The following is a 13,320-nucleotide window of genomic DNA, read 5'->3' on the forward strand; positions in this document are numbered from 1 at the left end:
CGATGTGAATTGGCTCCATTCATCATACCCATTGCGCCCACGCCTGTGTGGTCCGCGGTATGGGTTACGACCCCGGGAAACGCTGGCGATCCAGCGTTTCCCTCACAAAGGTTCGAAAACGCCGAAGAAACGCTTACTGGCTCACGTTCTTCTATCGATACTCATCCAGGTGCGCCGCACCCTCCTCATGATGACGGTCGTAAACCGGGGCGAGGCGCTCGATCATACGCTGCCGCTCGCTCTCGGGCAGCACCTTGAGGGCACCTTCCCAGGCATCCATCGCGGCCCCGAAATCGCGCATGGCAAACAACGCGTTGCCGAGCTCGCCATACAGATCCGCACGTTGCACCGAATCCTTAGGCAGCGCCTCCAGCCCCTCGCGCAGTACCGCTACCGCCGCGCGCGGTCCCGCACGCCAGTAGGCATCACGCCCAGCCTGCAGAGCCGCCTGGGCAGACTGCGCGGCACGCTCGGCGTCCACCTCGACCGCTGCATCACCTTCGAACGCGGGCTCGCGCTCGGTAGCCAGGTCGGCAGCCGCCTCATCCTCCGCGTCCTCCTGAACGTACGGCTGATCATGCGCAGCCCCGGTCATGGGATCGGGGTCCCCCTCGTCATCGAGTTCACGGGCCGGGCCAGGGCGAACATCGTCCTCCGTGGCTTCATCCTTCGCGGCTGCCTCGTCCTGCGCATCGGCATCGTCGGCGGGCACTGCGTCGGCCTGCTCGGCGGTCTCGTCCTCGGGGACCGCCTCGGCGCTCGGGGCCAGCACGTCCCGTGCCGACCAGGCGATGAACCAGAGCACGATCACGATCACGATGAAGTAGCGATTGATAAAGCTGCGCGGCTTGTCTGCGTTATCCATGCGTCACCTTTCGATTTACCTTCCAGTTCAATCCTACATCCTCTGTAGCGGCCGGTCCGCACCGCGCGTTATTCGCCCGGAACGGTCAATCGTTCATCTCCGGGGTCAGGTCAGTGTCGTCGTCAAAGGACGGTTCATCACCCATACCACCCTCGGTCGGGGGAGGATCGCCGGGGCCATCCCCGCTGGCCCCACCCGGGGGCTCGGCATCACGAGGGGGCATGCCCTGACCACCCGGCGGCTGGCCCTGGGGCGGTTGCCCTTGCGGAGGCTGGCCCTGAGGTGGCTGACCCTGCGGAGGCTGGCCCTGAGGCGGTTGCCCTTGGGGCGGCTGGCCCTGCGGCCCTTGTCCTGGCGGCGCGCCCTGCGGGTCACGACCTTGGGGATCACGCGCGCCCGGGGGCTCGCCCGGCTCGACATCGCGCTGCTGCGGGTCTCGTTGCTGCGGCGGTTCGCCCTGCCCCGGCATTCCGCCTCGGTCCTGCCCAGGCGGCGGTGCACCGCCCGGGGTACCGCCCGGAGGCGCTCCACCCGGGGGACCCCCTGGCTCGCCACCCGGAGGGGCACCGCCAGCCGGGCCACCCGGGTCGCCACCCGAACCACCACCAGGTGCCTGGGCTTGATCCAGACCGTGGCCCCGCTCGCTCTCAAAGGCGGGGCGCTCACCCAGACCGGCAGGCCCGGAGTAAGGCGCAAGGCCAGAGTTGTCGCCAGGTGCGTACTGCGCGGAAACGGCGAAGGGGACGGCCATCAGGGCGCCAAAGACCCCGGCCTTGAGAAGACTGCGTGACTGGCTCATGACGAAACCTCCGTCGGAGCTGACTATGTGAATTCGGGGCTGGACGAACGCCCGGCCCCCGTAGGTCGCGCCAGGGTTCAGGATCCGTTGGCGTCGTCTTGCTGCTCTTGCATGGCCTCGCGGTGACGGCGCATTTCCTCGCGATAGACCTCGCGCGCGCGCTCCGCAGCCTGGCGGTGTGCTTCGCGCATTTTTTCGTGCTCGGCCTGGCGTTCGCGCATGTGCTCGCGCATCGCCTCGCGGTCCTCGGGATCGAAGTCCGGGTCAAAGTCGCGCATGCGCTCCTTCCCGCCGGGGCCATACGGCATGCCGTACTGCATCGGCCCGCCGTGATAGGGACCGTGATGTGGCCGCTGGCCGTAACCGGGACCATAGCCGTACCCGTAGCCATAGCCGTAACCAGGCCCGTAGCCATGCCCGGAACCATGGGGGCCCGAACCCATGGGCCCGTACATCATGCCTCTATGGCCAGCCCCCCGGGGGCCTTGACCATACGGCCCCGGGACCGCCTCTCGATGCATCATGCCCGGCCCGCCAGGATGTCCACCCTGACCGTGCATTCCCGGGTAGCCATAGGGACCGGGGATAGTGGGCGCGTGCATGGCACCCGGCCTGTCAGACGCGGAATCTGCATCCTGGGCCAGCGCCGGCCCCGCCAGTAGCAGGCCGGCAACGCATGCAAAACCCCAAAAAAAGTGTTGTGGTCGTTTCATGTTTTGGGCTCCTTCTCCAGGCGCCGCCAGATTCAACCGCCATGCGGGATTCCGGCGAACTGCACGTTCTCCTCAAGGCGTGTGACAACACAATCGCCGCAGTTACTCCCGCCAATTACACGAGGGCAGATCAGTGTTTCCCTAACACCAGCATATCGCAGTGCCCAACGCTCAGATGCACCCGCCCGTCCGCGATATCCCTGACTCGGGAACGCGCCCAGTCCTGGAACAATGGACGACCCTGCGGCTCCATCTCGGCCGCCGCCTCCGCCCAGCCTCCGATCAGGGCAGCCGCAAGCGCCGCCTGGCCCTGCCCCAGCTGCCAGTCACTGGTCTCGGTGATCACGCGAAGGCCGTTGGCGGTCAAGGCTCGAGCACAATAAGCCGCAGCCTCGGGCCCCAGGGCCGGGCCAAAGCCCTTGTCCGTGCGCTGATGGCGATTCACCGCATTACGCACGCGCTCGTCGGCCGCATGCGGGTGACTCCACTCGATACGCCCATCGTAGCTGAGCGCGAACAGCGCCGGGACCGGCCATTCGGTCAGCGTCATCACCAGGCGGTCGAGCCAGTTCGCCGAGACCAGATCCAGCAGGGCGGAGGCCGTCACCAAACCTGCATCCGGCGGGACCGGGGGTGGGGCACCCGAGAAATCGAGCACCTGCGGGGTGACGGTAACGGCCCCGTCCGGCGCTGAGATCGTCGCCAGCAAGTCGGCGTCGTGATCCACCAGGGTCCAGTGCTGCGGCCCGGTCAGGCGCGGTGCCAGATAGCGCAGGTTGGAACCGGCCCCGCTACCTAGATCCAAGACCTGCAGGGGTGTCTTGCACCCCGCAAGCGCGTCGTTTAAGGGCCCGAGCAGGGATTCCGGCCGGGCCACATGATCCGCCGGTTCGCGCAGAGCCAGCCAGTCTCCGGCAAAGCGCTCGGCCATCTCAGGCCACCTCCAGCCACAGAGCCAGACGACGGGCACCCTCCGTCCAGCCCGGTAGAGACTCGGCATGCGCGCGACCCGCGCGGCCCATGCCCCGACGCTGTTCGGCGTCGCACAGCAGACTCCCCAGTGCCCGGCGCAAGGCCTCCACGTCCCCGGGCGGCACCAGCAGGCCCGCAGTCTCCGGCACGGTCTGGGGGATGGCGCCCCCCGTGGTCCCAACGACCGGCAGGCCGCGCATCATTGCTTCGGTAAAGGCCATGCCGAAACCCTCGTAGGCGCTCGGCAGCACGAAGATCGAGGCCTGGTCATAGAGCTCCGCCAAGCCCTCGTGTGTCAGCACTCCCGGGGCCGAGATTCGCGCATCCAGACCACTCTCGGCAATGGCAGCACGCACAGCGGCCGTGTAGTCCGGATCGCGATCCATGGCACCAGCCAGCTCGGCCCGCCAGGACCGATCGCGCAGGCCGGACAGCGCGCGCACCAGCTCGAGCTGTCCCTTGCGGGGCACCCAGGCGGCCACGCACAACAGCACCGGCACCTCATCCTCCGGGCCACGGGCCAGCGGCGCCGGTTCCACGCCAGGCGGGATGCTGCAAAGGCGTTCGGACGGCACACCCCAGTCGGCCACCTGCGCCCGCGTGTAGTCACTGGTCACGACCGCCCGCGAGGCGAGGGCCACGGCCGCACGTTCCGACTCGAGGAGTTCCTGGGAGCGCGCAGACGCAAGCCCCGCCTCCAGGCCCAGCGGGTGATGCATCAGGTAGACGAGCCGCAGGCGCCCTGCGTGACGCCGCAAGGTGGCGGGATGCGCACCCGCGGCCAGTCCGTCGACCAGCACCCGCATGCCATCCGGAAAGCTCGCCAGGGCCTCTTCGAGGGCCCGTTCCGCGCGCGCATCAGGCCCGGGGAACTCGCCCTCCAGCTCGCGCAGCTCGACCCGCCAGCCCTGCTCGCGCAGCCCGGAGATCATGCGCGCGTCGTAGCGGTACCCGCCCGTGGGCTGGTCCAGTGCCCCCGGGACCACGAAACCAAGCTCGGGCATATCTCAGGGAGCGCCCTCGTAGCTCGCCCAGGCCACATGGGACTCGTGCAGCGTCACCGCGACGGCGTCCAGTCCCCGGGCCGACTCGCCGAGTTCCCCCTGGGCGATGGCCTGCGCCACGCGCTGGTGGATCGCATGAGCGAGAAATTCGGTGGTCGTGTTCTGACCACGGAAGTCTTCACGATCGTCGAGGTTCTGGTAATTGAGCTCGGCCAGGATGGCCCGCAGGACCTCGCTTGCCCGGCCGATATCCACCACCAGCCCATCGGCATCCAGTGCCACGCGGCGGAAGGTCACGTCCACCACATAGGTGGCGCCGTGCAGGTTCTGCGCCGGACCAAACGTGTCGCCGGAGAAACTATGGGCGATCATGAAGTGGTCACGGACATTCAGGCTGTACATGCGGTTTCCTTGCGCGTTTGGGTGAGCAGGATCAGTAGCGAATTCGGTGGCACAGCGTACGGTCCGCCTCTGGCCCTGTCACCCGCTGCATCACGGCCGGGAGATTGGCAAACGCATCCTCACCGGTAATCAGGCCGTCCAGTGCCGGGTCATCGAGCAGTGCGAGTGCGAGCGCCAGCCGGCGACGGTAATCCCAGCGCGACGACCGCTCGGGCGGGATGCGCCCGACCTGCGAGCTGCGCAAGGTCAAGCGACGCGCGTGAAAGCCCTCCCCCAGCGGCAGATCCACGCCTGCGTCACCGTACCAGCTCATCTCCACCACCCGCGCCTCGACACCCGCCAAGGTCAGCGCCTGGCGCAGGCCAGCCGGGTTTCCACTGGCATGCACCACGAGGTCCAGGTCCTGCAAGGAGGCGGCCTGCTCCGGGGTCAGAAGGGCCAGGCCCAGTGCGGCACAGATGTCTTCGCGCGCAGGGTTGGGGTCGATCACGGAGACCTCGGTTCCGGGAATCCTTCGCAACAACCAGGCGGCGAGCAGGCCCACCACACCCGCGCCGATCACGGCGATGCGATCCCCGGGGCCGGCGGCGCTGTCCCAGACCGCGTTGATCGCCGTCTCCATGTTGGCCGCCAGCACGGCACGCTCGGCCGGGACGCCCGCCGGCACCGGCACTACAGCCTGGGTCGGAACAACATAGTCGGACTGGTGCGGGTGCAGGCAGAACACCATCTGCCCCGCCCCGGGGCCCTCGACGACGTCGCCGACACTGATATAGCCGTACTTGACCGGCGCCGGGAATTCGCCCCCCTGAAAAGGCGCGCGCATCGCGGCGTACTGGCTGGGGGGGACGCGGCCATGAAACACCAGAGACTCGGTCCCGCGGCTGATCGCGGAATAGCGGCTGCGCACCCGCACCTCGTCGACACCGGGTGCCTCCAGGGGCTCATCACGCAGCTCGCCCTGGCCCGGTCCGATGACCCAGAAGGCGGTGGCAGAGGGAGCGCTCACGGAGCGGTTCGATCATCGTCAAACATAGGGCCAGTGTGGTCGATGGTCGTGATTCCCGGCAACTCGCGGGCGTTTCCACCGTGTTTCCCCGAGGCGACTACACTCGAGCCATGGATTCCACGCTGAGCTCCAACCGCTGGCCGGAACGCGCGCGCACGGGCCTGCGCACCTGGGCGCGGGACTGGGCGCTGGCCGGCGCGGGCGGGCTCGTACTCTCCGCACTGCTGGGCTGGCAGATCGGTGCCGTGGCCGCCCTGCTGGTCGCACACGCAGGGATCTGGATCCTGCTGGGGCTGATGCTGGTCCTGAACACTCCGCAGGGCGGTCTGACCGATGCGCACCGCGGACCCGGCCCGGCCAACCGTGTAACGCTGGCCCGTGCTGCCATCGCCACGCCCCTAGGGGCGCTCGTCCTGACCTCGGGCGCGGTCCCCGGTACCACTGTCATGCTGTGGATCCTGGGCCTGGCCGGAGCGGCCCTGATCCTGGACGGCGTGGATGGTGCCGTTGCCCGCCGCACAAACAGTCGCACGGCCTTCGGCGCCCGCTTTGACATGGAACTGGACGCGGCCATCATCCTCGTCCTCTCGATTCTGGTCTGGTGGATGACCGCGGTCGGGGCCTGGGTCGTGCTGATCGGTGCCATGCGCTATCTGTTCCTGGGTGCGCAGCGCATCTGGCCCTGGCTGGGCGCGGACCTGCCCCCGAGCCGGCGGCGCCAGACGGTCTGCGTACTACAGACCGGCGTACTCCTGGTCGCCCTGCTCCCGAGCCTGCCCCCGATGGCGGCGATCGCCGTCGCCCTGGCGGGGCTTGCGGCCCTGACCAGCTCGTTCGCCACCGACATCCACTGGCTACACCGTCATCGTCCCGGAGGTTCGACATGATCCACGCCCGCACCCCACGCTCCCTGCTCCTGGCCGGTCTGCTGGCCCTGGCCCTCCCCGTTTCCGCGCTGGCCCAGGCCGATCGCTGGGAGATCGACCCGGAACACTTCGCGGTCGGCTTTCTGGTGGATCACGCCGGCTACGCCAAGGTTCTGGGCATGTTTCTGGAGGCCGAGGGCGAATTCACCTTCGATCCGCAGACGCGGGAGCTGCGCGAAGGGTATTTCGTCGTGCAGACCGACAGCGTGTTTACCAACCACGAGGAACGCGACGACCACCTGCGCAGCGACGACTTCCTGAACGTCGCGGAATACCCGGAGATGCGCTTCACCGCGACCCAGTACGAGCCCACCGGCGACGACACCGGACGCCTGACCGGCGACCTGGAGCTGCTGGGCGAGACCCGCCCGGTGACCCTGGACGTCACGATCAACAAGGTCGGTCGCTATCCGTTTCCGCTCGGTGGGGTGTTCGGACGGCCCTACGTGCTGGGCGCCTCGATGCGCGGCAGCTTCGACCGCTCGGACTTCGGCATGACCTATGGCCTGACGCGCGACATCGTGGGTGACGAGATCGAACTGATCATCGAATTCGAGGCCCAGCGCCAGTAAGCCCGGCGCCGGGAATCAGGTGGCCGCCGCCGCGGCCCCCTCGCTTTTCAACAGGTCGCGCAGCGTACGCCCGTCCAGACGGTCACGGCGTGCGGTCTCCAGTTCCTCCAGCGTGGCCTCGACTGCCGGGTCGCCCTGCAAACGGCGCAGGGCGCGGGCATCTGCATCCTGGCGCAGGGCCTCCAGGATCTCGTCCACCCGGATCCGCTCGAGATCACGGCCTGGCACATAACAGGTGGCATCGGTGCCGGCCCGCACCAGCAGGCCCGCCGACTCGAGCGCCTGCGCGACCTCGCCCAGGGCATTGCCCGGCACTGACAGGTCATGCGCCACATGGTCCAGTGTTGGCGGCGAGCGGCCGTCGAGGAAACGCTGACCCACCTGCTGCATCAGATGCAGGCCCATGCGTTCACGCGCCGCGCCGGACAGGCGCAGGCGCAGGCCGCGCACCGTCATGTACTCGGGGTGCTGTACGTAGAAGGCCACATTGGCCCCGATCAGCAGGATCAGCCAGGCCAGATAGATCCAGATCAGCAACAGGATCATGATCGCGAAGCCCGAATAGATCGCGTCATAGCGAGTGGAGCCGGCCACCATGGTCGCGAACCCCCAGCCCACGCTCTGCCACAGCAAGCCGGCCACAACAGCCCCAACCAGGGCCGGGAACAACCGTACTCGAGTGTTTGGCACAAACACGTAGATGAAAGTGAACGCGGCCATGATCAATAGATACGGAACCATGCGCGAGGCGCCAGTGATCAGCGTGCCGAACGGCTCGATCCCGGCCAGAGTCTGCATGGCCGTGGTGGACATCACCGTCGCGGTGATGCCCAGGGCGGAGACCACCAGGAGCGGACCAATCAGGATCACCGACAGGTAGTTGGAGAAGCGCTGGGCGAAGTTGCGACTGTTCTCGACCCGCCAGATGGTGTTGAACGCCAGTTCAATCTTCTGCACCAGCGCGATCACGGTGTAGACGAGGAACAGCAGACCGACAAAACCGAGGACGCCGACCCGCATGTTGTCGACGAATTCGATCACGTTGTTCGCGATCTCGACCCCCTGCTCCCCCAGCGGCTCGAGAAACCCGAGCACCACCGGCTCGACTGCGTTGTGCGCGCCGAAGGCCTTGAGTACGGAGAACGACAACGCGATCAGCGGGACGATGGACAGCAGCGTGGTATAGACCAGACTCATCGCGCGCAGCGTGAGCTGGCCTTCCTTGGCCTCGTGCACGATCGCGCCCGCACCCCGCACGATCCCGAGCAGCAGGGCCTTCCAGCGCGGGAGCCGCGTCAGGTCGGTATCCTGCACCAGCGATACCAGACGCTGGCGCTGGGCCTCGATGCGTTCGGCCAGCGTCAGCGCCGGCACGAACCACTCCCTGTGCCTGGCAGGCTCATGAGCGGGCTATTTTTGCTGCCACTGGCCGTTGCGGTCCTGGTACCAGTAACCGGAGGGCGCCTCTTCCACCCAGACCCGGGCGAAGGTCTCGCGAATCCGGTCTTCCCAGTCCGGGCGGTCGTTCGCGCGCGCGATCTCGCGGTAAAGCGAGTCGCGGTCCGAGTTTTCCTCGCTCACCAGCCGCTGCACGGTACTGCGATCGCGCAGCGGAACCTCGGACAAATCACGGATCACCACATCGGCGTTGCGCCCAAAGCCGATTGCCCCGCTGCGAAAATGCGGCGCGAGCTGCGGCGCCCGCTCGCGCATGGAGGCGCGGATACGGTTGATCGCGGGGGTCTGGATCTGCAGGTCGGGGCTCTGCGCGGAGGCCGGGCTCACCAGTCGATCCAGCACCCAGGCCAGCACCGGCAGGTTGGCGTTCGCCGGGTTGTTGCGCGGCATCAGCATCGCACCGGGCTCGGCTTCAGACGACGCTTCCGGCTCCCGGGTACCCTCCTCGACCTGCAGCGCGTCGCGCACGATCGCGCGCGCCGCCTCCTCGGCCGCGGCCGTCGGGAAATAGATATTGATGGTCACGCAGCCCGCCATCAGAGCGAACACCAGCGCCAATCCCGGAACACTCCATAAAGCCTTCATGCCGTACTTCCCTTGTCGAGGCGGTTCAACCCGCATGATGCCCAATCTACACCAACACCCTGAACGGTAACCAAACGCCAAGCCGCTTATTGCACCACCGGGCCATCTCCGGCCTGGATGGTCGCCAGGCGGTTGATTAGTTCGGGCCAGTCGACCCGGCGGTTGTAGCCAATCACCTGAATCTGCGGGATGCCCCCGCCCTGCACCAGCACGAAGCCGCTATCCGGACGGTCGGCCACGCCGGAGGCGGTGCAGACCTCGCCACGCAACTCGCAGCGAAACCCGAGACGGCGGTAGCTGAAGTTCTCGAACACCCGCAGGAAGACCGACGAAGCCGCGGCCTGCAGCCCTCCGCCCAGCTCGGTGATGTTCTCCACCGCCCGCTGGCTGATCCGTCGGCGCCCGCGATCACGCTCCGGCGTCATCAACTCCAGATCCATGCGCACCGGCGACCAGTCCACCATCACCAGATCGCGCACATGCCCGGAGATACGGCCCTGGACACGACCGAAGTCGAACGCCTGCGTCAACGGATCCAGATCCAGCCGCTGGATCTCGGCCGACAGGCCCAGCTCCGGGGCATAGCCCAGCAGGTCGTGGATATACACATCGCGCAACACCACCTCGCCGTTGAACACCTGGACCAGCAAACGGCCATCCACGTTCAGATCCCCCCGCTCGTAGCGCACCCGGGGGATCATGCCGGCCAACCGCCCGGAGAATCGCGGCCAGCCCAGCACCTCGGTCAGTGGCTCCAGACTGATCGCGCGGATACCACCCTCGAAGCGCACATCCGGTCCTGCGTCGGTCTGGCGCAACTCGAAGGCCCCGACCCGCAACCCGCCATCGAAGATCGGGATCTCGGTTTCGGCCAGCAGCTCCATGCCGGCTGGCAGGGCCCGGACCTGCGCCTCGAACGCATCGAACGGCAGCCCATACAGGTGCGCGGCATCCAACGCGAAGGTCCCGGGGCTGCCCGCCTCGTCCGCCGACCAGTCAAGTGCCCCGCGCGCACCGGCCAGGCCGAAACGCCCCCGCCGGTCGCTGGCATCCAGTTCCGCCCACTCGAGATCCGCGCGCCGGGGCTGCGAGCCCGCCAGCTCCACATGCCCTGCGATCTGCCCCCCGGTGGCCAGATCGCCGAGTACCGTCCCGGCCAGCCAGGGCGCCAACAAGGAATCGTAGACCGGGGCGAGCGCATGGACCCGCCCGTGAAATACGCCATCCAGCCCCGCCTCCGGATCGTAGGCCACCGCCTCGCCGCGAGCCTCCAGCGCAGCGCCGTAGCGCAGACCCAGGACATCCATCCGGAACGTCAGGGGCCCGGGGTCTCCCTCCAACCCATTGAGGGAAATCTCCACCGGCCCCTCGTCGTCCAGGTCCACAAACCACGGGTCGATGTAGATCACGCCACCCTCCAGGGCGAGATCCAGGTCCCAGCGCGTGCCGTCCCCGGACAACTGCGCCTGGCCGCGCAGTTCCTCGCCGGCCTGCAGGCCCAGCGGATCGCTGAACGCAACATCTTCCAACCCCAGACGTGCGGTGAGCCGGCCATCCGGACGCAACCGCAGATCGAAGTCCGCCCGTCCCCCGTCGACGGCGACGGGGAGTTCCAGAGGCAAGCGGTCGAATGCGGCCAGCGCCTGGAGATCCAATCCTCGCAACCGGGCATCGACATCCCAGCCGCGTTCGGGGGCGAAATCCGCGCGCAGGCTCCCGCGCCCGCCGAACCAACCGGGCCAGTCCCCAGCCAGTCGGAGATCGCCGCTGTCGCGGCCCCAGGCCAGCGACAGGGGGTGCCCGTCCAGTCGCAGGTCGCCCGAGCGCCCCCACAGACGCGCGTCGTCACAGGCCACCTCGCGCCGGGTCAGGCGCAGCTCGGTACATTCCACCCGCGCGGCCGTCAGGGTGCCCACCGGCTCCGGCAGCTCGATGCGCTCGGCACGCAGCTCGAGGCTCAGGCGCCCGTTACGCCAGCCGATACGAGAAGTCAGCCCCTTGGCACTCAGGGCCTCGTGCATCAACGACTCGATATTCAGCTCGGCCCCGAGGGAGACCTCGGGCTCGGCCTGCGCCGAGGCTGATGTGGCCGCGATACCTGACACGCAAAGCCCCGCCAGCATCCAGCACACCGGGAGGGGCACGGGCCTCAGTCTCCCGAACTGCCGCGCAGGCGCTCGCGCAGGGGCAACGCCGCCCGCGCCAGCCACTCGCGCAAGGCAAAGCGCGAGGTCTCGATCGCCTCCACCGTCGGTAGAAAAATTCCAAGACCGCGCGGGTCACCGGTGGCACCGCGGAAACCGGCGGGCGCCGGGTAGGCGTCGAACCCGGCGCGCTCGAAACACTCCAGGGCCCGCGGCAGATGCATCGCCTGGGTCACCACCAGCACGGTATCCACGCCCTGCCCCTGCAAGCGCTGGCGTGTATGCGTGGCATTCTCGCAGGTGTTGCGCGAGGTGTTCTCGAGCCAGCGTGCCGAGACACCGAGATCCTGTTGCAGGGTCGCGGCCATCAGTTCGGCCTCCGAACGCCGCCCGGGCAGGGCCCTCGGTACCCCGCCCGAGACCACAATGGGGAGATCGGTGGCACGATGCAGCCGCGCGCCCTCGCGCACACGCTCGTGGGTGCGGGGGTTCAGGGCGTCGTGTCCGGCGTCCTCCGCGCGCCCCACCCAGCGGCCACCGCCCAGGATGACGATCGCATCCGCCCGCCCGGTCGCCAGTACGCTGTCGCGCACCTCGCGCTCGAGGGTATCCGCCAGGGGCTGTGCCACGACCTGCAGGCTGGGCAGCACCAGCGCCAGCAGCCCCAGCGCCAGGAGCGGCCGGCCACCACGCCAGTCGGCCCGCCACAACAGCACGCCCAACACCGTCAGGGCGATACCCAGCCCCGGCGGCAACAGCAGGTGTTCCGCAATGGTTTGCAGGGACGCGAGCATGGGCGGTCCCGGGGGGCTTACTTCTTGCCCGGGGAGTAGAGGTAGTGGGCGTAGGTCGCCACGTCCTCCGAGACACGGCGGATCAGGTGATCCAGGCTGATGATCGCGAACTCCAGCAGGTTCACCGCGATATACGGGTTCTCCACACGCAGGCGGTCGTACATCGAGCGCGACAGGCGCAGCAGCCGCGTCTTGTCGCTCAGCGCACGCATGCGCACGCCGCGCGGCACCCGGTCAAAGAACGACATCGACCCGGCCAGCTCGCCGGTTTGCATGCGGCCCACCTCGATCTCCTGGCTGCCGTCGTCGTGATACAACGCGGCCGTCCCGCTCACCACGAAAAACAGCGACTCGCCCACCTCGCCGATATCCGCGATCACCTGCTTGTGGTGGGTCTCCACCACCTCCAGGTATTCGAGCAGGACTTCCACCTCCGCAGGCGTCAGGGACGCGGAGATCGGGTGCTTGGAGAGGAATTCGGTCAGCAGTTCCTTGGACATGAGGGGCTTCCTTCTAACGGGTCCGCAGTAGCAGTGGGAGTCATTTAGAGTATAACGAACACGCCGTCGGCACAGGCGACGGGAATTACCAAGGAGGCCTGCGTTGATCGACATTGATGCCCTGCGCCGACATCTGCCGCGCCGCCTGCGCGAGGGCCGGGCTGTTCTGCTCGCGGCCGGGGCCAAGCCACCGGACAGCCCACCGGGGCTGGAACAGATCACCGTGGAGGACTTTCTCGAACACCCGCCCGAATCCCGCGTGCCACTGGTCCTGCTGCTGGACACCCTCAGCGCGCTGGATAGGCCGACCGGCCAGAACCTGCTCGGCGGGCTGCGGGATCGCTGGGCGGACGAGGTGCTGATCCTGCATCGGCTGGACGATGAACGCTGGGGGCTGAACGAGTTTCTTGCGCTGGGCTTTCGCCGGGACCCGGACGCCGAATCCGCCGCGCCGGATCATGCGGTCTACCGCACCAGCCTGTATGACTACAAGCTGACGCCCGACTGGCTGAATGCCCGCTTCTGGGCCAACCCGGGCATGTGGGACAAGGCGCGCTGGTAGGCGCGCGGCGGGTGC

General features: G+C 68.0%; 15 protein-coding genes. 4 read left to right on the top strand and 11 right to left on the bottom strand.

Translation table 11 applies throughout. The annotated features are described in order from the left end of the window. Window positions 1-151: 151 nt before the first annotated feature. Window positions 152-865: a hypothetical protein gene (locus G015_RS0104915; protein WP_018138694.1), complete on the bottom strand. Its 714-nt coding sequence runs from the start codon at window positions 863-865 to the stop codon at window positions 152-154. Here G015_RS0104915 and G015_RS14470 point away from each other — a divergent pair. After that, window positions 864-1,655 (top strand): hypothetical protein, encoded by a 792-nt coding sequence (locus tag G015_RS14470; protein ID WP_018138693.1) that lies wholly within the window; start codon window positions 864-866, stop codon window positions 1,653-1,655. The two genes, G015_RS0104915 and G015_RS14470, sit on opposite strands and share 2 nt — an antisense overlap. A gap of 86 nt (window positions 1,656-1,741) precedes the next feature. Here G015_RS14470 and G015_RS0104925 read toward each other — a convergent pair whose 3' ends face one another. The 5 genes from G015_RS0104925 to G015_RS0104945 form a co-directional block, all read right to left on the bottom strand. Then, complete coding sequence (locus G015_RS0104925; RefSeq protein ID WP_017925927.1) at window positions 1,742-1,984, bottom strand: hypothetical protein; 243 nt, start codon at window positions 1,982-1,984, stop codon at window positions 1,742-1,744. 523 nt (window positions 1,985-2,507) lie between these two features. Then, window positions 2,508-3,308, bottom strand: a complete 801-nt coding sequence (locus tag G015_RS0104930; protein WP_020146262.1) for a class I SAM-dependent methyltransferase — start codon at window positions 3,306-3,308, stop codon at window positions 2,508-2,510. Between the two features lies 1 nt (window position 3,309). Further along, window positions 3,310-4,353 carry a glycosyltransferase family 4 protein gene (locus G015_RS0104935; RefSeq protein ID WP_018993660.1) on the bottom strand — a complete coding sequence of 348 codons (1,044 nt, stop codon included), beginning with the start codon at window positions 4,351-4,353 and terminating at the stop codon, window positions 3,310-3,312. A gap of 3 nt (window positions 4,354-4,356) precedes the next feature. Beyond that, complete coding sequence (locus G015_RS0104940; protein ID WP_018138689.1) at window positions 4,357-4,755, bottom strand: 6-carboxytetrahydropterin synthase; 399 nt, start codon at window positions 4,753-4,755, stop codon at window positions 4,357-4,359. Between the two features lie 31 nt (window positions 4,756-4,786). Further along, window positions 4,787-5,764, bottom strand: a complete 978-nt coding sequence (locus tag G015_RS0104945; protein ID WP_018993661.1) for a zinc-binding alcohol dehydrogenase — start codon at window positions 5,762-5,764, stop codon at window positions 4,787-4,789. 110 nt (window positions 5,765-5,874) lie between these two features. On the opposite strand from G015_RS0104945, the gene G015_RS0104950 reads away from it, so the two are divergent. Together G015_RS0104950 and G015_RS0104955 are read left to right on the top strand one after the other, a co-directional pair. Beyond that, complete coding sequence (locus G015_RS0104950; protein ID WP_018138687.1) at window positions 5,875-6,651, top strand: CDP-alcohol phosphatidyltransferase family protein; 777 nt, start codon at window positions 5,875-5,877, stop codon at window positions 6,649-6,651. Beyond that, window positions 6,648-7,262, top strand: coding sequence for a YceI family protein (locus G015_RS0104955; protein ID WP_018993662.1), 615 nt, complete (start codon window positions 6,648-6,650; stop codon window positions 7,260-7,262). The genes G015_RS0104950 and G015_RS0104955 overlap by 4 nt, the downstream gene beginning before the upstream one ends. A gap of 15 nt (window positions 7,263-7,277) precedes the next feature. Here the strand turns inward: G015_RS0104955 and G015_RS0104960 are convergent, their stop codons facing one another. From G015_RS0104960 to G015_RS0104980, 5 genes are all read right to left on the bottom strand, one after another. Beyond that, entirely contained in the window at window positions 7,278-8,636 is a 1,359-nt protein-coding gene (locus G015_RS0104960) for a YhjD/YihY/BrkB family envelope integrity protein (RefSeq protein WP_018138685.1), read from the bottom strand. 36 nt (window positions 8,637-8,672) lie between these two features. Beyond that, window positions 8,673-9,305, bottom strand: a complete 633-nt coding sequence (locus G015_RS0104965) for a YdbL family protein (RefSeq protein ID WP_038038620.1) — start codon at window positions 9,303-9,305, stop codon at window positions 8,673-8,675. 86 nt (window positions 9,306-9,391) lie between these two features. Beyond that, window positions 9,392-11,428: a hypothetical protein gene (locus G015_RS0104970; protein WP_018174759.1), complete on the bottom strand. Its 2,037-nt coding sequence runs from the start codon at window positions 11,426-11,428 to the stop codon at window positions 9,392-9,394. A 26-nt stretch (window positions 11,429-11,454) separates the two neighbouring features. Next, window positions 11,455-12,243, bottom strand: coding sequence for a YdcF family protein (locus G015_RS0104975; RefSeq protein WP_018174758.1), 789 nt, complete (start codon window positions 12,241-12,243; stop codon window positions 11,455-11,457). A 17-nt stretch (window positions 12,244-12,260) separates the two neighbouring features. Beyond that, a complete protein-coding gene (locus G015_RS0104980) occupies window positions 12,261-12,743 on the bottom strand; it encodes a Crp/Fnr family transcriptional regulator (protein ID WP_012982173.1) in 483 nt (160 codons plus the stop codon). A gap of 103 nt (window positions 12,744-12,846) precedes the next feature. Here G015_RS0104980 and G015_RS0104985 point away from each other — a divergent pair, with 103 nt between their 5' ends. After that, window positions 12,847-13,305, top strand: coding sequence for a DUF6231 family protein (locus G015_RS0104985; protein ID WP_018174757.1), 459 nt, complete (start codon window positions 12,847-12,849; stop codon window positions 13,303-13,305). The last annotated feature ends 15 nt before the right edge of the window (window positions 13,306-13,320 follow it).

The sequence above is a fragment of the Thioalkalivibrio sp. ALJ15 genome (genome assembly GCF_000383695.1).
In the GTDB taxonomy this organism is placed as follows: Bacteria; Pseudomonadota; Gammaproteobacteria; order Ectothiorhodospirales; family Ectothiorhodospiraceae; genus Thioalkalivibrio.